Annotated in this window: 18 protein-coding genes; 14 read left to right on the forward strand and 4 right to left on the reverse strand. The window is 72.3% G+C overall.

All coding sequences use genetic code 11. The features are described 5' to 3' along the window. Positions 1 to 48: 48 nt before the first annotated feature. Positions 49 to 1,743 carry a dihydroxy-acid dehydratase gene (ilvD, locus tag QMC84_RS10615; protein ID WP_300374644.1) on the forward strand — a complete coding sequence of 565 codons (1,695 nt, stop codon included), beginning with the start codon at positions 49 to 51 and terminating at the stop codon, positions 1,741 to 1,743. Here ilvD and QMC84_RS10620 read toward each other — a convergent pair. Beyond that, positions 1,733 to 2,632 (reverse strand): aldose 1-epimerase family protein, encoded by a 900-nt coding sequence (locus QMC84_RS10620; protein WP_300374646.1) that lies wholly within the window; start codon positions 2,630 to 2,632, stop codon positions 1,733 to 1,735. The two genes, ilvD and QMC84_RS10620, sit on opposite strands and share 11 nt — an antisense overlap. Before the next feature lie 61 nt (positions 2,633 to 2,693). Here QMC84_RS10620 and xylB point away from each other — a divergent pair, with 61 nt between their 5' ends. Together xylB and QMC84_RS10630 are read left to right on the forward strand one after the other, a co-directional pair. Further along, complete coding sequence (xylB, locus tag QMC84_RS10625; RefSeq protein WP_300374648.1) at positions 2,694 to 4,121, forward strand: xylulokinase; 1,428 nt, start codon at positions 2,694 to 2,696, stop codon at positions 4,119 to 4,121. After that, the gene (locus QMC84_RS10630; protein ID WP_300374650.1) at positions 4,118 to 5,335 is read left to right on the forward strand and encodes an aminotransferase class V-fold PLP-dependent enzyme; all 1,218 of its coding nucleotides are present in this window, start codon (positions 4,118 to 4,120) and stop codon (positions 5,333 to 5,335) included. The genes xylB and QMC84_RS10630 overlap by 4 nt, the downstream gene beginning before the upstream one ends. Before the next feature lie 152 nt (positions 5,336 to 5,487). Here the strand turns inward: QMC84_RS10630 and QMC84_RS10635 are convergent, their stop codons facing one another. After that, on the reverse strand, positions 5,488 to 6,201 hold the full coding sequence (locus tag QMC84_RS10635) for a hypothetical protein (RefSeq protein WP_300374652.1): 714 nt from the start codon (positions 6,199 to 6,201) through the stop codon (positions 5,488 to 5,490). A 151-nt stretch (positions 6,202 to 6,352) separates the two neighbouring features. On the opposite strand from QMC84_RS10635, the gene QMC84_RS10640 reads away from it, so the two are divergent. The 6 genes from QMC84_RS10640 to QMC84_RS10665 all read left to right on the forward strand — a co-directional run bounded on the left by QMC84_RS10640 (position 6,353) and on the right by QMC84_RS10665 (position 11,653). Beyond that, a complete protein-coding gene (locus tag QMC84_RS10640) occupies positions 6,353 to 6,769 on the forward strand; it encodes a VOC family protein (RefSeq protein ID WP_300374654.1) in 417 nt (138 codons plus the stop codon). Further along, positions 6,766 to 7,455, forward strand: a complete 690-nt coding sequence (locus QMC84_RS10645; RefSeq protein WP_300374656.1) for a VOC family protein — start codon at positions 6,766 to 6,768, stop codon at positions 7,453 to 7,455. Before QMC84_RS10640 ends, QMC84_RS10645 begins: the two co-directional genes overlap by 4 nt. A 234-nt stretch (positions 7,456 to 7,689) precedes the next feature. Further along, positions 7,690 to 9,447, forward strand: a complete 1,758-nt coding sequence (locus QMC84_RS10650; protein ID WP_300374658.1) for an acetolactate synthase large subunit — start codon at positions 7,690 to 7,692, stop codon at positions 9,445 to 9,447. Then, complete coding sequence (ilvN, locus tag QMC84_RS10655) at positions 9,444 to 9,998, forward strand: acetolactate synthase small subunit (protein ID WP_300374660.1); 555 nt, start codon at positions 9,444 to 9,446, stop codon at positions 9,996 to 9,998. Before QMC84_RS10650 ends, ilvN begins: the two co-directional genes overlap by 4 nt. Positions 9,999 to 10,042: 44 nt before the next feature. After that, complete coding sequence (gene ilvC / locus QMC84_RS10660) at positions 10,043 to 11,071, forward strand: ketol-acid reductoisomerase (RefSeq protein ID WP_300374662.1); 1,029 nt, start codon at positions 10,043 to 10,045, stop codon at positions 11,069 to 11,071. Positions 11,072 to 11,182: 111 nt separating this feature from the next. Next, positions 11,183 to 11,653, forward strand: a complete 471-nt coding sequence (locus QMC84_RS10665; RefSeq protein WP_300374664.1) for a hypothetical protein — start codon at positions 11,183 to 11,185, stop codon at positions 11,651 to 11,653. 8 nt (positions 11,654 to 11,661) lie between these two features. On the opposite strand, the gene QMC84_RS10670 is transcribed toward QMC84_RS10665, so the two are convergent. Next, positions 11,662 to 12,006, reverse strand: coding sequence for a hypothetical protein (locus QMC84_RS10670; RefSeq protein WP_300374666.1), 345 nt, complete (start codon positions 12,004 to 12,006; stop codon positions 11,662 to 11,664). A gap of 121 nt (positions 12,007 to 12,127) precedes the next feature. Between QMC84_RS10670 and QMC84_RS10675 the strand changes: the two genes are divergently transcribed. From QMC84_RS10675 to efeB, 5 genes are read left to right on the forward strand one after another with little or no spacing between them, the layout of a single operon-like run. After that, entirely contained in the window at positions 12,128 to 12,448 is a 321-nt protein-coding gene (locus QMC84_RS10675; RefSeq protein WP_300374668.1) for a helix-turn-helix transcriptional regulator, read from the forward strand. Between the two features lie 45 nt (positions 12,449 to 12,493). After that, positions 12,494 to 13,201, forward strand: a complete 708-nt coding sequence (locus tag QMC84_RS10680; protein ID WP_300374670.1) for a DsbA family oxidoreductase — start codon at positions 12,494 to 12,496, stop codon at positions 13,199 to 13,201. A 40-nt stretch (positions 13,202 to 13,241) separates the two neighbouring features. After that, entirely contained in the window at positions 13,242 to 14,126 is an 885-nt protein-coding gene (efeU, locus tag QMC84_RS10685) for an iron uptake transporter permease EfeU (protein WP_300374672.1), read from the forward strand. Between the two features lie 23 nt (positions 14,127 to 14,149). Next, a complete protein-coding gene (efeO, locus tag QMC84_RS10690; RefSeq protein WP_300374674.1) occupies positions 14,150 to 15,325 on the forward strand; it encodes an iron uptake system protein EfeO in 1,176 nt (391 codons plus the stop codon). Further along, positions 15,322 to 16,587 carry an iron uptake transporter deferrochelatase/peroxidase subunit gene (gene efeB, locus QMC84_RS10695; RefSeq protein ID WP_300374874.1) on the forward strand — a complete coding sequence of 422 codons (1,266 nt, stop codon included), beginning with the start codon at positions 15,322 to 15,324 and terminating at the stop codon, positions 16,585 to 16,587. Before efeO ends, efeB begins: the two co-directional genes overlap by 4 nt. Here efeB and QMC84_RS10700 read toward each other — a convergent pair. Beyond that, the gene (locus QMC84_RS10700) at positions 16,580 to 16,705 is read right to left on the reverse strand and encodes a hypothetical protein (protein ID WP_300374676.1); all 126 of its coding nucleotides are present in this window, start codon (positions 16,703 to 16,705) and stop codon (positions 16,580 to 16,582) included. The genes efeB and QMC84_RS10700 overlap by 8 nt on opposite strands. Positions 16,706 to 16,886 lie beyond the last annotated feature (181 nt).

A 16,886-nucleotide genomic window follows, 5' to 3' on the forward strand; every position in this document is an offset into this window, starting at 1 on the left:
GGTCGAGCCCACCGAGCCCCCAGGTGTGCCGACCAATATCCTGGGCGCATGACCGAGCCCACCTCCCGCCCCGACATCAAGCCCCGCTCCCGCGACGTCACCGACGGCCTGGAGAAGGCCGCCGCGCGCGGCATGCTGCGGGCGGTAGGCATGGGCGACGAGGACTTCGCGAAGCCGCAGATCGGCGTGGGCTCGAGCTGGAACGAGATCACCCCGTGCAACCTGTCGCTGGACCGGCTCGCCAAGGCCGTCAAGAACGGTGTGCACGCGGCCGGCGGCTACCCGCTCGAGTTCGGCACCATCTCGGTCTCCGACGGCATCTCGATGGGCCACGAGGGCATGCACTTCTCACTGGTCTCGCGCGAGGTGATCGCCGACTCCGTGGAGACGGTGATGATGGCCGAGCGGCTCGACGGCTCGGTGCTGCTCGCCGGCTGCGACAAGTCGCTGCCCGGCATGATGATGGCCGCCGCGCGCCTCGACCTCGCCAGCGTCTTCCTGTACGCCGGCTCCACGATGCCCGGCCAGGTCGACGGCAACGACGTGACGATCATCGACGCGTTCGAGGCCGTCGGGGCGTGCCTGGCCGGCAAGATCACCCGTGCCGAGGTCGACCGCATCGAGCGCGCGATCTGTCCGGGGGAGGGCGCCTGCGGCGGCATGTACACCGCGAACACGATGGCCTCGGTCGCCGAGGCGATCGGCATGTCCCTGCCCGGCTCGGCGGCCCCGCCGGCCGTCGACCGACGCCGCGACGGGTTCGCCCACCGCTCGGGCGAGGCCGTGGTCGACCTGCTGCGCCAGGGCATCACCGCCCGCCAGATCATGACCCGCGAGGCGTTCGAGAACGCGATCACCGTCGTGATGGCGCTCGGCGGCTCGACCAACGCCGTGCTCCACCTGCTGGCCATGGCCCGCGAGGCCGACGTCGACCTCACCATCGACGACTTCAACCGCGTCGGCGACAAGGTCCCGCACCTGGGCGACCTGAAGCCGTTCGGCAAGTACGTCATGAACGACGTCGACAAGATCGGCGGCATCCCCGTGGTGATGAAGGCGCTGCTCGACGCCGGCCTCATGCACGGCGACGCGCTCACGGTCACCGGCAAGACCCTCGCCGAGAACCTCGAGGACCTCGCGCCGCCGGCCCTCGACGACGAGGTCATCCGCAGCCTGGACCGGCCGATCCACAAGACCGGCGGCCTCACGATCCTCAAGGGCTCGCTCGCCCCCGAGGGTGCCGTGGTCAAGACCGCCGGCTTCGACGACTCGGTCTTCACCGGCACCGCCCGGGTCTTCGACGGCGAGCGCGCCGCGATGGACGCGCTCGAGGCCGGCGAGATCAAGGCCCGCGACGTCGTGGTGATCCGCTACGAGGGACCCAAGGGCGGGCCCGGGATGCGCGAGATGCTCGCGATCACCGGCGCGATCAAGGGCGCCGGCCTCGGCAAGGACGTGCTGCTGATCACCGACGGCCGCTTCTCGGGCGGTACCACGGGTCTGTGCGTCGGCCACATCGCGCCGGAGGCCGTCGACGGCGGGCCGATCGCGTTCGTGCGCGACGGCGACCAGATCACCCTCGACGTCGCCAATCGGCTGCTCGAGGTCGAGATCGGCGATCAGGCGGAGTGGGAGCAGCGCAAGGTCGGCTGGGAGCCCAACCCGCCCAAGTACACCCGGGGCGTGCTCGGCAAGTACGCCAAGATCGTCCAGTCGGCCGCCCACGGCGCCATCACCGGCTGAGGACGCAGCCTCCCGCGACGGTGAACGAGGCCCGATGGGTCTCGCCCGGCTCGAGCACGACCAGGTCGACGCCGGTGCGGAACGCGTCCGGCGGGCAGGTCGTCGGCTCGACCGCCAGCGAGCGGCGCGGCGGGTCGTGGGTGTCGGAGGTGAACACGTGTACCCAGCCGAAGCCGTCGTCGAGGGTGAGCGTCACGGCGCGCCCCTCCGGGTCGGTGATCGTCACGACGCGGTCGGTCAGCCCGCCGAACGGGTGGTCGATGACCGCGTCGCCGACGAGCCGGCCCTCGCGGAAGTCGTACGCCGTCCCGGCCACCGGCTGCGCCGGTCGGGCGAGGCCGCGCTCGTCCATCGGGCACCACGTGGTCGCCGGGATCTGCAGGGTCAGCTCGTCGACCGGCCGGTCGAAGGTGAAGTACGGGTGGTGCCCGGTGCCGTACGGCGCGGCCGTGGGGCCGGCGTTGGTGGCCGCGAGGGTGACCCGCAGGCCGGTGTCGGTGAGCTCGTAGTCGACCGCCAGGTCGAGCGGGAACGGGTACCCGGCCTGCGGGACCAGGGCGAGCCGCAGGGAGGCGTGCGTGTCGTCGTGGTGGGCGAGCGTCCACTCCACCCAGCCCGCGAGGCCGTGCAGGGCGTTACCGCGCTCGGGCTCGGTCAGCGGCAGCCGGAGCCGCCGGCCGCCGAACTCGTAGGCCCCGTCGCCGACCCGGTTCGGCCACGGCATCAGCACCCAGCCGCGGTAGTCCGGGCACACCTGACCCGCCGGGTAGCCGGCCAGCAGCGGGCGCCCGTCGTACGACAGCGACCGGAGGCCGGCGCCGACGGTGACGACCTCGGCGCGGTAGGGGCCGTGGGCGAGGACGAGGTTCTGGCCGGCCGGATCACGCACACGTCAACCCTAGAGCCGCCCTTCGCACACGCTCCCACGGCGCTCCGACTACCCTCGGCTCGTGGCACTCGTCGCGGGGGTAGACACCTCCACCCAGTCCTGCAAGATCGTCGTCTGTGACGCGGAGAGCGGCGAGCTCGTCCGCAGCGGCGCCGCCCCCCATCCGGACGGCACCGAGGTGCACCCGGACGCCTGGTGGGACGCCTTCCAGCAGGCGCGGGCGGCCGCCGGCGGGCTCGACGACGTCGAGGCGATCGCCGTCGGCGGGCAGCAGCACGGCATGGTCTGCCTCGACGAGCGGGGCGCCGTCGTCCGTCCGGCGCTGCTGTGGAACGACACCCGCTCCGCGCAGGCCGCGCGCGACCTGATCGACGAGCTCGGCGGCCCGGCCGCCTGGGTCGACGCCGTCGGGCTGGTCCCGGTCGCGTCGTTCACGGTCACCAAGCTGCGCTGGCTGGCGCGCCACGAGCCCGAGAACGCCGCTCGGACGGCGGCGGTCTGCCTGCCCCACGACTGGCTCACCTGGAGGCTCGCCGGCCACCCCGGACCGGACGGGCGGGGCCTCGACGCCCTCGCCACCGACCGCGGCGACGCGAGCGGCACCGGCTACTGGTCGCCCACGACCGGCCAAGGAAATCTGGGGGAGTACCGCCGCGACCTGCTCGAGCTCGGCCTGGGTCACGACGCGGTGCTGCCGCGGGTGCTCGGCCCCGCGGAGGCCGCCGGCCGGACGCCCGCCGGCCAGCTGCTCGGCCCCGGCACCGGTGACAACGCCGCCAGCGCGCTGGGCCTCGGCGCCGTCTCGGGCGACGTGATCGTCTCGATCGGCACGTCCGGGGTGGCGTGCGCGGTCGCGGACCAGCCGGTCGGCGACGTCTCCGGCGCCGTCGCCGGGTTCGCCGACGCCACCGGCCGGTTCCTGCCGCTGGTCGCGACCATGAACGCCGCGCGCGTGCTCGCGGCCGCCGAGCGGATCCTCGGCGTCGACCACGACGAGTTCTCCGAGCTCGCGCTGTCCGCGCCCGCCGGCGCCGGCGGGATGGTGCTGGTGCCCTACCTCGAGGGCGAGCGCACCCCGAACCGGCCCGACGCCACCGGTGCCCTGCACGGCATGCGGCTGGAGACCACTGACCCGGCGCATCTTGCCCGCGCCGCGGTCGAGGGCATGTTGTGCGGCCTGGCGGACGCGGTGGACGCCGTCCGGGCCCTCGGCACCCCGGTCGAGCGGATCATCCTGGTCGGCGGCGCGGCCCGCTCCCGGGCGGTCCGCGAGATCGCCTCGGCCGTGCTCGGGCTCCCGGTCACGGTCCCGCAGCCGGGGGAGTACGTCGCCCGTGGCGCGGCCCGTCAGGCCGCCTGGGTGCTCTCGGGCGGCGCGGAGCCGCCGCAGTGGCCGCTGGCCGACGTGGTCGCCACCGAGGTCGAGCCGACCCCGCAGGTGCGGGCCCGGTACGCCGAGGTCCGCGACCTGACGGCGACCCGCCCGTGACCGGTCGGGCCACCCAGCACGCCGAGCGGCTCGACGCCGTCGACCCGCTGGCGTCGTACCGCGACCGCTTCGTCGGCGCCGACCAGCCGCTCGTCTACTTCGACGGCAACTCGCTGGGCCGGCCGCTGGCGGTGACCGGCCCGCGGCTCGCGGCGTTCGTGGAGCAGGAGTGGGGTGGCCGCCTGATCCGCGGCTGGGACGAGCGGTGGTTCGAGCTGCCGCAGGTGCTCGGCGACGACCTGGGCCGGGTGGTGCTCGGCGCGGCGCCCGGCCAGACGGTCGTCGGCGACTCGACCACAGTGCTGCTCTACAAGCTGATGCGCGCGGCGGTCGCGGCCCGCCCGGGGCGCACCGAGATCGTGATCGACCGCGACAACTTCCCGACCGACCGGTACGTCGCGGCCGGGGTTGCTCAGGAGTGCGGGCTGACGCTGCGCTGGATCGAGGTCGACCCGGCCGCCGGGGTCACGGCGTCGCTGCTGGAGGCCGTGGTCGGACCGGCGACGGCGCTGGTGGTGCTCTCGCACGTCGCCTACCGCTCGGCCTGGCTCGCCGACCTGCCGGAGCTGACCCGGATCGCCCAGGACGCCGGCGCGCTGGTGCTGTGGGACCTGTGCCATTCCGTGGCCTCGGTGCCGATCGCGCTCGACGAGGCCGGCGCGGACCTGGCGGTCGGCTGCACCTACAAGTACCTCAACGGCGGCCCCGGCTCGCCGGCCTTCGCCTACGTCGCGCAGCGGCACCTCGAGGAGCTGACCCAGCCGATCCAGGGGTGGATGGGCGCCGCGGACCCGTTCCTCATGGGGCCGTCCTACGCCCCGGCGGCCGGCGTGCGCCGGTTCCTCTCCGGCACCCCTCCCATCGTCGGGATGCTGGCCATCCAGGACATGCTCGGCCTCGTCGAGGAGGCCGGCATGGACGCGGTGCGCGCCAAGTCGGTGGCGCTCACGTCGTACGCCGTCGAGGTCGCCGACGCGCTGCCCGGCCCGCTCGGGGTCGTGCTCGCCTCGCCGCGCGACCCGGACCGGCGGGGCGGCCACGTGACGCTCAACCACCCGCGGATGCGCGAGGTCACCGCGGCCCTGTGGGAGCGCGACGTGATCCCCGACTACCGCGACCCGCACGGGCTGCGTATCGGGCTGTCGCCCTTGTCCACGTCGTTCGCCGAGGTGCGGGCCGGCCTCGAGGCCGTGCGCGAGGTCCTCGAGGCCTGAGGGCCGGACTGTTCGGGCAAAGCCTGCACTGTTCGGCCGAAGTTTCGGCCGAACAGTGCAGGTTTCCCCGGGTACCCGGGGAAACCGACAGCCGGGCCGCTCGCACTCCACGCAGCCGGTCCCGCGGCGGTGGAGCCGGCCCGACTCGCTGCTCAGTGCTTGAGCGGGAGCGAGGGCGTCGGGCTCTCCGGGCTGGTCGTCGGGGCCGCGGGCTCGACGACCTGGAGCACGCCGCAGGTCACCGGGTCGGTGGCCTCGGCGGGCAGCGACGGGTCGAGCTCGCTGCGGCCGGCGCCGAAGTCGTACTTGCCGTTGCCGTTGTAGTCGATGCCGTGGATCACGAGCACCGCCTTGCCGTGCCGGATCGCGCGGGCCACTCGCTTGGAGACCTCGATGCCGTCGCGGTTGTAGTGGATCTGGCCCTTCTTCGCCAGCGGGTAGCGCTGGACGGCCAGCGTGCTCTTCGGCGAGGTGTCGCCCTTGGTGGTCAGCGACACCTTGACCGGACCGTAGGCCGGCTGGCCCTCGGCGGTGCTGAGCCGGTGGTCGGCGTTGTCGTCGTCGCGCACGCTCGGGCACTCCTGACGGGCCTGGGCGCCGAAGTGGATGTGCTCCGCGTGCGGCATCCCCTTGAGGAGGTGCCGTGCGTCCAGGTCGACCGCGAGCCGGCGGCCGTCCACGACGACGTGCGCGTCACCGGTGACCCCGCTGTTGTTCAGCGGGATGAGCCGGCCGTGCGTCGTCGTACCGCCGTCGGCAGCAGATGGTGCCGCGTCCGAGGCGACGACCGAGGCGCCGACGATGCCGGCGGTGGTGATGAGCGCGCTGGCCGCGACCGCGACCTTCTTCCCGGTGGTGAGTCTCATGGGGCTCTCCCTGTCTCGCTCCCGAGGAAGCGTGTGGGTGGGTGCTTGCTCCGGAGGTTCGACGCTGCCGCGCCCCCGGATGGCTCCCGTCTCACCAGTCGGGATGCCGCGACCTGGACGCTTCGTCCGCGGGCTGTGCCATGGTGGCCGGGTGGACCAGAGGATCAGCTTCATCACGTTGGCCACGCGCGACCTGGACGCGAGCCGCAGGTTCTACGTCGACGGCCTCGGCTGGACCGCCGCGCTGGACGTCCCCGGCGAGGTGCTGATGCTCCAGGTCGGCGAGCACGTCGTGTTCTCGCTCTGGGTCGACACCGCCTTCGAGCAGGAGGTCGGCCCGATCACTCGCGGACCGGGTGTCGCCCCGCTGACGCTCTCCCACAACGTCGCCACCCGCGAAGAGGTCGACGCCGTGCTGGCGACCGCGCGGGCGGCCGGCGCCGACCCGGTGCACGACGCGGTCGAGCGCGACTGGGGCGGCTACACCGGTTACTTCGGCGACCCCGACGGATACCGCTGGGAGATCGCCTTCAACCCCGGACCGATCGGAGAGGTGGTGCTCCCATGACCGACAGCACGAGCGACCCGAAGCAGGTGCTGAGGTTCCCCCAGGTGCAGGCCGAGGGCCTCGACGACTGGCGGTTCTTCCTGATGAAGCTGCACGCCCGGTTCAGGACCGGCAGCTTCACCAAGGGGCTCGAGCTGGTCACCCGGATCACCGAGGCGGCCGAGGCGGCCAACCACCACCCCGACGTGGTGCTGACCTACCCCCAGGTCGACGTCGACCTCCAGAGCCACGACGTGCACGGCGTCACCAGCCGCGACGTCGACCTGGCCCGGCGGATCTCCGAGATCGCCGCCGAGCTCGGCATCGAGGCGGCGCCCCGCGACGTCTCCACCCTCGAGCTCGCTCTCGACGTCCCGGACGCCGCGGCGGTCAAGCCGTTCTGGCGGGCCGTGCTCGGCTACCAGGACAACCAGGACTGGCCGGAGATCAGGGACCCCGGCGGGCGCAACAACACCCTGTGGTTCCAGGAGGCTCCCGGCGCGACCGGCGAGGTCCAGCAGCGCTTCCACCTCGACATCGTGGTGCCGCGCGACGTGGCCGAGGAGCGGGTGGTCGCGGCCGTCGAGGCCGGCGGCACGCTGGTCAGCGAGGACGAGGTGCCGGCGTTCTGGGTGCTCGCCGACCCCCACGGCAACAAGGTCTGCGTCTGCACCGCCGATGGGCGGGAGCCGGCCGGCCAAGAATGAACCGGGGAGTGAGACCGCTGTCCCGCATGCTGGGACGCGTGTCACACTCGGATGCGGGCGGGAGGCCGGTGCCGCTAGCGTGGGGCCATGCGCAACGGCATTCTGGTACGCACGCGACGTGTGGGCTGAGTCGACTCGACAGCAGCGCACACGTCACCCCTCGCCGCCCACCCGGGCCGAGGGGTTTTTTGTTGGGCAGGGCACGGCACCAGGTAGCGAGACGGGAACACAACGATGAGCGAGCAGATGACAGGGGCCCAGAGCCTGGTCAGGTCGCTGGAGGCAGTGGGCACCGAGCACATCTTCGGCATCCCGGGGGGCGCGATCCTCCCGGCGTACGACCCGCTGATGGACTCCTCGATCCGGCACATCCTGGTCCGCCACGAGCAGGGGGCCGGCCACGCCGCCCAGGGGTACGCCGTGGCCACCGGCCGGGTCGGGGTCTGCATGGCCACCTCGGGGCCGGGCGCGACCAACCTCGTCACCCCGCTCGCCGACGCGCACATGGACTCCGTGCCGATGGTGGCCGTCACCGGCCAGGTCGGGGCCGCCCAGATCGGCACCGATGCCTTCCAGGAGGCCGACATCCGCGGCATCACGATGCCGGTCACCAAGCACAACTTCCTGGTCACCGATCCGGCCGAGATCCCGCGCACGATCGCCGAGGCGTTCCACATCGCCTCGACCGGGCGGCCGGGCCCGGTGCTCGTCGACGTCGCCAAGTCCGCGCTCCAGTCGATGACCGACTTCGTCTGGCCGACCGAGCTCGCGCTCCCCGGGTACCGCCCCGTCACCCGGCCGCACTCCAAGCAGATCCGCGAGGCCGCCAGGCTGATCCTGGAGTCGCGCCGCCCGGTGCTCTACGTCGGCGGCGGCACCATCCGCGCGGGTGCGTTCCGCGAGCTGCGCGTGCTCGCCGAGCTCACCGGCATCCCGGTCGTCACGACCCTGATGGCCCGCGGTGCGTTCCCCGACAGCCACCCCCAGCACCTGGGCATGCCCGGCATGCACGGCACCGTCGCGGCCGTGGCCGGCCTGCAGCGCAGCGACCTGATCATCAGCCTCGGCGCCCGCTTCGACGACCGCGTCACCGGCAAGCTCGACTCGTTCGCCCCCGGCGCCCGGGTCATCCACGCCGACATCGACCCGGCCGAGATCGGCAAGAACCGTGCGGTCGACGTCCCGATCGTGGGTGACTGCCGCGAGGTGATCAGCGACCTGGTCGTCGCCCTCAAGGCCGAGGCCGACGCCGGCCACACCGGCGACTACGAGGCCTGGGTGGACTTCCTGGCCGGGGTGAAGAAGAAGTACCCGCTCGGGTACGACACCCCGGCGGACGGCGGCCTGGCCCCCCAGTACGTCCTCGAGCGGCTCGGCGCGATCGCCGGCCCGGAGGCCATCTACTGCGCCGGGGTCGGCCAGCACCAGATGTGGGCCGCCCACTTCGTCGGCTACGAGAACCCGAACACCTGGATCAACTCCGGCGGCCTGGGCACCATGGGCTTCTCGGTGCCGGCCGCGATGGGTGCCAAGGTCGGCCGGCCCGACGCCACCGTCTGGTCGATCGACGGCGACGGGTGCTTCCAGATGACCAACCAGGAGCTCGCGACCTGCGCGATCAACGACATCCCGATCAAGGTCGCGATCATCAACAACGAGTCGCTCGGCATGGTCCGGCAGTGGCAGACCCTGTTCTACAACGAGCGCTACTCCAACACCGACCTGCACTCCAAGCGGATCCCTGACTTCGTCAAGCTGGCCGACGCCTACGGCTGCGTGGGCCTGGCCTGCGAGAGCCCCGACGACGTGGACGCCACGATCCACAAGGCGATGGAGATCGACGACGTCCCGGTCGTGGTGGACTTCCGGGTGCACCGCGACGCGATGGTGTGGCCGATGGTCGCGGCCGGCACCAGCAACGACGAGATCAAGTACGCCCGCGACCTGGCCCCGAAGTTCGACGACGACGCAGATCTGGAGCTCCGTCCATGAGCGCATCCGCGGACACCCGCCACACCCTGTCCGTCCTGGTCGAGAACAAGCCCGGCGTGCTGGCCCGGATCGCGGGCCTGTTCAGCCGGCGCGGCTTCAACATCGACTCGCTCGCGGTCGGACCGACCGAGCACCCCGAGGTCTCCCGGATGACCATCGTGGTCAACGTCGAGGGCTCACCGCTCGAGCAGGTCACCAAGCAGCTGAACAAGCTGGTCGAGGTGATCAAGATCGTCGAGCTCGACGGCGCCGCCTCGGTCAAGCGCGAGCTGCTGCTGGTCAAGGTCAAGGCCGACGTGGAGGCCCGCAGCCAGGTCCTCGACGCCGTCCAGTTGTTCCGCGCCAAGGTGGTCGACGTGGCCCCGGACGCGATCACGATCCAGGCGGTCGGCAACGCCGACAAGCTCTCGGACCTGCTCCGGGTGCTCGAGCCGTTCGGCATCCGCGAGCTCGTGCAGTCCGGCATGGTCGCGATCGGGCGCGGCTCCCGTTCCATCTCCGAGCGCACCCTGCGCCCGGTCCCGATCCCGGCTCCGCCCGCGGCGGGCTGAAGCACCACACCCCTACGAAGGACCGACAAGAAGGAGAAGCCCCCGTGGCTGAGATGTTCTACGACGACGACGCCGACCTGGCCCTGATCCAGGGCAAGAACGTGGCGGTCATCGGCTACGGCAGCCAGGGCCACGCCCACGCGCTGTCGCTGCGTGACTCGGGCGTCGACGTCCGCGTCGGCCTGCAGCCGGACTCGAAGAGCCGCGCCAAGGCCGAGGCCGAGGGCCTGCGGGTCCTCACGCCCGCCGAGGCCGCGGAGGAGGCGGACGTCATCGTCATCCTCGCCCCCGACCAGCACCAGCGGAAGCTGTACGCCGAGGAGATCGAGCCGAACATCACCGAGGGCGACACCCTCGTGTTCGGGCACGGCTTCAACATCCGGTTCGGCTACATCACCCCGCCCGAGGGCGTGAACGTCTTCATGGTCGCTCCCAAGGGCCCCGGCCACCTGGTGCGCCGCGAGTACGTCGACGGCCGGGGCGTCCCGGTCCTCGTCGCGGTCGAGAAGGACCCGTCCGGCAGCACCTGGGACCTGGCGCTGTCGTACGCGAAGGCGATCGGCGGCCTGCGCGCCGGCGGCATCAAGACCACCTTCACCGAGGAGACCGAGACCGACCTGTTCGGTGAGCAGGCCGTGCTCTGCGGCGGCGCCTCGCAGCTGGTCATGTACGGCTTCGAGGTCCTCACCGAGGCCGGCTACCAGCCGGAGGTCGCCTACTTCGAGTGCCTCCACGAGCTCAAGCTGATCGTCGACCTGATGTACGAGGGCGGCATCGCCAAGCAGCGCTGGTCGGTCTCCGACACCGCCGAGTACGGCGACTACGTCTCGGGCCCCCGCGTGATCACCCCCGAGGTGAAGAAGAACATGGAGGCCGTCCTCGCCGACATCAAGAACGGCTCCTTCGCCAAGCGCTTCATCGACGACATGGACGCCGGCTCGCCGGAGTTCAACGAGCTGCGCAAGAAGGGCGAGCAGCACCCGATCGAGCAGACCGGCCGCGAGCTGCGCAAGCTGATGGCCTGGGTGAAGTCGCACGACTCGGACTACACCGAGGGCACCGCCACCCGCTGACCCGCGTGAAACTGCACGTTGGCCCGCCCGAGACTCTCGGGCGGGCCAACGTCATTTGTCGGTATCTGGTTCATATATAGATGACCATTTGGATATGGTAGATTCGCAGGCGTGGCACCCTCGGGGGGCGAGGCCTTCGACCCTGCCGACGTGGTCGGCAGGGCGTTGGTCGACGCGGCCGTGGCCGCGCACGACGCGCAGCTGATCGAGGCGGGGCTGCGGGTCTACCGACGGGTGAGCCGCCCTGTGGACGAGGTGGTGCGGGCCGCGGGGGCCGTGCTGGCGGCCTTCCCGAGCCAGGTCCTGCGCCCGGGCCCGCGGCGCGAGTGCCTGGTCGTGGTGGTGCCCGACTCGATCCTGGTGGCGTGGCCGGGTGGCGCGCTCCAGGCCGACGAGGGGGCGCTCGTGGTCGAGAAGAGCCGGCTCGTCCGCGTCGAGATCGCCCTGGCGCACCCCGCGTTCCCCTTCCCGCTGGTCGCCACCGTCGAGGGCGCCTTCGGCCTGTGCAGCGTCGGTCTGCCGCGGGGGGCGACGGTGTTCGGCGTCCGGATGCGCGAGGCCGTGGAGACGGGCCTGGCCTGACCGCTCGCTCAGGTCGGCTCCGGCAGTGCCGAGCGCAGGCGCGCCGCGCTCTCCTCGCTCAGCACCAGAGGAGTGCGCGCGCGCTCGCTCTCGGCGATGACCAACCAGGTCGGGGCGCCGGGAGGTAGGTCGCGGATCCGCTGCACGACCACCTCGCCGGCCTGTGCGAGATAGCCGAGCCGCCCGGGCTCGACCCGGCCGAGCACGACCGGGACCACGGTGCCGTCGTCCTGGTGTCGACGATCTTCGGGATGGTCCTGCTCACGGTGTGAGCGGGTGCACCAGGGCGGGCACGGCGCAGTGAGCCAGGTCGGCGCGTGAGCCGGGTCGTGCTGACCGTGCCTGCTGCCCATCTGCATCTCCCGCCGGGACTCGTGCGTGGTCCGTGACGCTAGACGGCCCGACCGACACGGGGCGCGCCGCGAGCACCGCTGTCCACAGGCGACCTGGGCGGGTGCGGAATCCCATACTGGTATGACCATCTTGGCTCTGTCGACCCGCGAGGCTGTCCTCGTGGCACGCCGTCGATCGTCCGAGGTCACGTGGGAGTCCTTCGCTCGCGAGCTGGGGCACAACCTGCTCCGTGCGCGTGAGGCCACCGGGCTCAGCCAGGAGCGGGTGGCGCACGCCGCGGGCATCGCGTCGTACACCTATCAGAAGTTCGAGAAGGGCGAGTCCCGTCCGGGGATGCCGATGAACCCGCGCCTGACGACGCTGGTCGCGCTGAGCCAGGTCCTGGGCGTCCCGATCGAGGAGCTCCTGCCGCCGGACCGCCCACGCCTCGCCGGCGGCTGAAGACCGCTCGGGAATCCCGCGACGTCGTTGCGCGTTCAACCAGACATGCGCATCGAGATCTGGAGCGACGTCGTCTGTCCGTGGTGCTACGTCGGGAAGCGGCGCCTGGAGACCGCCCTGGCGGGCTTCGAGCACGCCGACGAGGTCGAGGTCGTGTACCGGTCCTTCGAGCTCGACCCGAGCGCCCCGCGGCACGGGCACGAGCTCAGCACGCCCGTCATCGCCCGCAAGTACGGCCGCAGCGAGGCCGAGATGCGCCAGATGCAGCAGCAGCTGATCGACCTGGCCGCCGAGGAGGGCTTGGCGTTCAAGCTCTTCGAGACCGTGCACACCAACACCGTCGACGCGCACCGGGTCCTGCACCTCGCCCTCGACACCGGGGGAGCGGCGCTCCAGCGGGAGCTGAAGGAGGCGCTGCTCGCGGCGTACTTCCTCGACGCGCGCAACGTCGGCGACCACGACGTGCTCACCGAGGTCGCCGTCGCGGCCGGGCTGGACGAGACGCGCGTGCGCGAGGTGCTCGCCGGGACCGAGTACGCCGACGCCGTCGAGGCCGACATCGCCCAGGCTCGGGCGTACGGCGCGACCGGTGTGCCGTTCTTCGTCGTCGACCAGAAGTACGGCGTCTCCGGTGCCCAGCCGGCCGGCGTGTTCAGCCAGGTCCTCGAGCAGGCCTGGACCGCGTCCCACCCGGTGCTGCAGACCGTCGGCGGCGACGCCGAGGCGTGCGGCCCGGACGGCTGTTCGATCTAAGGTTAGGCAAACCTAATCTGAGAGCGTACGATCGGGCTTCGTGTTCGCGAACTACCTGATCGGCCTGCGTGAGGGCCTCGAGGCGGCGCTGGTCGTCAGCATCCTGGTCGCCTACCTGGTCAAGTCCGAGCGTCGTGGGCTGCTGCCCCGGGTCTGGGCGGGCGTCGTGCTCGCCGTCGCGGTCTCGCTGGCCTTCGGCTTCGCGCTGTTCTACGGCCCGCGCGGCCTGACCTTCGAGGCCCAGGAGGCGATCGGCGGCACCCTGTCGATCGTGGCCGTCGGCCTGGTCACCTGGATGATCTTCTGGATGGCCCGCGCCGCGCGCACGCTCAGCGGCGAGCTGCGTGGCCAGATCGACAAGGCCGCCGACGGCGGCTGGTTCGCGCTCGCCCTGGTCGCCGTGCTCGCGGTCGGCCGCGAGGGCCTCGAGACCGCGCTCTTCCTCTGGTCCGCGACCGAGGCGGTCACCCGGGACAGCAACGCCACCTGGCAGCCGCTGCTGGGCGCCGGGCTCGGCATCGCGACCGCCGTCGCGCTGGGCTACCTGCTCTACCGCGGCGCGATCTCGATCAACCTGAGCCGGTTCTTCGCCTGGACCGGCGGCTTCCTGATCGTGGTGGCCGCCGGCGTCCTGTCCTACGGCGTCCACGACCTGCAGGAGGCCGGCATCCTGCCCGGCCTGCACACCGTCGCCTGGGACGTGTCCGGGGTGATCGACCCCTCGACCTGGTACGCCGCGCTCCTCAAGGGCGTCTTCAACTTCTCCCCGGTCACCACCGTGCTCGAGGCCGCCGTCTGGACGCTGTACGTCGTCCCCACGATGGCGCTGTTCGTGCGCGGCGTCCGCCGCCGCAGCGCCGCGGCCCCGGCCGCCACGACCGCCCCGGCCACCGACCCCGCTCCGGCCGCCCCTGTCAGCCGCTGACCCGCGAAGGACCCTCCACCCCGATGCGCACCCCTGTTCTCGTGGCCGCCCTGCTGCTCGCCACGCCCCTGGTCGCCGCCTGCACCGAGAACGCCCCCGGCGACGCCGGCGGCTCGGGCGGCTCCGTTGACGGCCGCACCATCACGGTGACCTCCACCGCGGACGGCTGCGAGCTGTCCACCGCACAGGCACCGGCCGGCCACCTCACCTTCGACGTCACCAACGACGGCTCGCAGGTCACCGAGTTCTACCTCCTCGGCGAGGACGGGCTGCGGATCGTCGGCGAGGTCGAGAACATCGGCCCGGAGCTGTCCCGCCAGCTCGTCGTGAACGCCCCTGCCGGCTCCTACGTCACCGCCTGCAAGCCGGGCATGAAGGGCGACGGCATCCGCAGCGACTTCACGGTCACCGAGTCCGCCGCCGCCCCGAGCGTCTCGGCCGACGACCAGCAGCTGGTCGGCACCGCCCTGGACAACTACCGCGCCTACGTGCAGGACCAGTCCGACCAGCTGGTCGCCAGGACCCGCGACTTCGTGCAGCTCTACCGAGCCGGCGACGACGACCGGGCCCGGGCGGTCTACCCCGAGGCGCGCACCCACTGGGAGCGGATCGAGACCGTCGCCGAGTCCTTCGGCGACCTCGACCCCAAGATGGACGCCCGCGAGGCGGACCTCGAGCCCGGCCAGAAGTGGACCGGCTGGCACCGGATCGAGAAGGACCTCTGGCCGGCCGAGGCCGAGGACTACACGCCGCTGACGACCAAGCAGCGCGCGGCGTACGCCGACGACCTGATGCGCAACACCGAGATCCTCGACGGCCGGGTGCAGAAGCTGAGCTACACCGTCGACCAGATCGCCAACGGCTCGCGCGGCCTGCTCGAGGAGGTCGCCACCGGCAAGGTGACCGGCGAGGAGGAGGCCTGGTCGCACACCGACCTGTGGGACTTCCAGGCCAACGTCGACGGCGCCCGCGTGGCGTTCGAGGGCGTGCAGCCGATCGTCGAGCAGCACGACCCCGATCTCGCGACGGCCCTCACGACCCGGTTCGCCGAGCTCCAGAAGCTCCTCGACGCACAGCGCACCGCCACCGGCTTCACGTTCTACGACGACCTGACCCAGGACCACGTCCAGGCGCTGGCGAACGCCGTCAACGCGCTCGCCGAGCCGCTGTCCCGGCTCACCGCGGCGGTGCTCCCCTGAGCGAGCACGCCGTCTCCCGACGGGTCCTGGTCGGCGGCGGCGTCGCCGCGGCCGGGCTGGCGGCGGGTGCCTTCGGCGCCGGCCGGGCGACCGTGGCCGACGCCGTGCCCACAGCCCGGGCCCGCGACGCGTTCGCGTTCCGCGGCGCGCACCAGGCCGGCATCGTCACCCCGGCCCAGGACCGCCTGCACTTCGCGGCCTTCGACGTCATCACGGGCTCCCGCGCGCAGCTGATCGCCCTGCTCGAGGCCTGGACCGCGGCCGCCGACCGGATGACCCGCGGCCTGCCCGCCGGCGAGGTCGGCCCCACCGAGGGCGCGAGCTCGCTGCCGCCCGACGACACCGGCGAGGCGATCGGGCTCCCCGTCAGTGGCCTCACCATCACCTTCGGGTTCGGACCGAGCCTGTTCCGCGACGACCGAGGTCGCGACCGGTTCGGACTGGCCGACCGGCAGCCGACGGCGCTGCGTACGTTGCCGCACTTCCCGGGCGACCTGCTCGACCCGGAGCGCTCGTACGGCGACCTGTGCGTGCAGGCCTGCGCCGACGACCCACAGGTGGCGGTGCACGCGATCCGCAACCTCGCGCGGATCGGCTTCGGCACCGTCGCGGTGCGCTGGTCCCAGCTCGGGTTCGGCCGCACCTCCACGACCTCCACCTCGCAGTCCACGCCGCGCAACCTGTTCGGCTTCAAGGACGGCACCGCCAACGTCAAGGCCGAGGAGACCGACGCCGTGGCCGAGCACGTCTGGGTCGGGGAGGACGACGACCCGCAGGCGGGCTGGCTCGCAGGCGGCTCCTACCTGGTCACCCGGCGGATCAACATGACCATCGAGGTCTGGGACCGCCAGCCGCTCGGCGACCAGGAGGCCTTCATCGGCCGCACCAAGGACAGCGGCGCGCCCCTCTCGGGCGGCGACGAGCTCAGCGAGCCCGACTTCACGATGCCCGGCAGCGACGGCCCGGTCATCCCGCGCGACTCCCACGTCCGGGTGGTGCACCCCGACTTCAACCACGGCGCGCGGATGCTGCGCCGCGGCTACAACTTCGTCGACGGCACCGACGCGCTCGGCGGCCTGAACGCCGGCCTGTTCTTCATCGCGTTCGTGCGTGACCCGGACACCCACTTCATCCCCATCCAGAACAGGATGGCGAGGTCCGACGCGATGATGGAGTACCTCAAGGTCACCGGCTCCGCCCTGTTCGCGGCGCCCCCCGGCGCCGCCGCCGGGGAGTACGTCGGGCAGGCGCTGTTCAGCTGAGGTCGACCACCCGGTCCACGCCGATGTCGTCGAGGAACGCCCGGTCGTGGCTCGGGGTGCCGTCGGGCCAGGCGAAGCCGAGGCCGGACGCGCTGATGACAGAGAGGGGTGCAGGCATGGCGAGGCTCCAGAAGAGGTGGCGGGGTGGGACGGCGACCTCAGAGCTTCACGTGGACCTGCCGACGAGAAGGGGATGGGACGGCGCCCAGGATAGGTCGGTCGCATCCGCGGACGCGACCGAATACCTGGTCCCGGTCGGGTACAGTGCGAGACGCAGCACAGCGTCGTGCGCCCACCCG

The organism is Nocardioides sp., assembly GCF_030019515.1.
Lineage (GTDB): Bacteria > Actinomycetota > Actinomycetes > Propionibacteriales > Nocardioidaceae > Nocardioides.

Coding starts and splice junctions, on each gene's coding strand:
- ilvD (WP_300374644.1), top strand. CDS start 49: ATGACCGAGCCCACCTCCCGCCCCGACATCAAGCCCCGCTCCCGCGAC.
- QMC84_RS10635 (WP_300374652.1), bottom strand. CDS start 6,201: ATGAGACTCACCACCGGGAAGAAGGTCGCGGTCGCGGCCAGCGCGCTC.
- QMC84_RS10645 (WP_300374656.1), top strand. CDS start 6,766: ATGACCGACAGCACGAGCGACCCGAAGCAGGTGCTGAGGTTCCCCCAG.
- QMC84_RS10650 (WP_300374658.1), top strand. CDS start 7,690: ATGAGCGAGCAGATGACAGGGGCCCAGAGCCTGGTCAGGTCGCTGGAG.
- ilvN (WP_300374660.1), top strand. CDS start 9,444: ATGAGCGCATCCGCGGACACCCGCCACACCCTGTCCGTCCTGGTCGAG.
- QMC84_RS10670 (WP_300374666.1), bottom strand. CDS start 12,006: ATGGGCAGCAGGCACGGTCAGCACGACCCGGCTCACGCGCCGACCTGG.
- QMC84_RS10675 (WP_300374668.1), top strand. CDS start 12,128: ATGACCATCTTGGCTCTGTCGACCCGCGAGGCTGTCCTCGTGGCACGC.
- QMC84_RS10680 (WP_300374670.1), top strand. CDS start 12,494: ATGCGCATCGAGATCTGGAGCGACGTCGTCTGTCCGTGGTGCTACGTC.
- efeO (WP_300374674.1), top strand. CDS start 14,150: ATGCGCACCCCTGTTCTCGTGGCCGCCCTGCTGCTCGCCACGCCCCTG.
- QMC84_RS10700 (WP_300374676.1), bottom strand. CDS start 16,705: ATGCCTGCACCCCTCTCTGTCATCAGCGCGTCCGGCCTCGGCTTCGCC.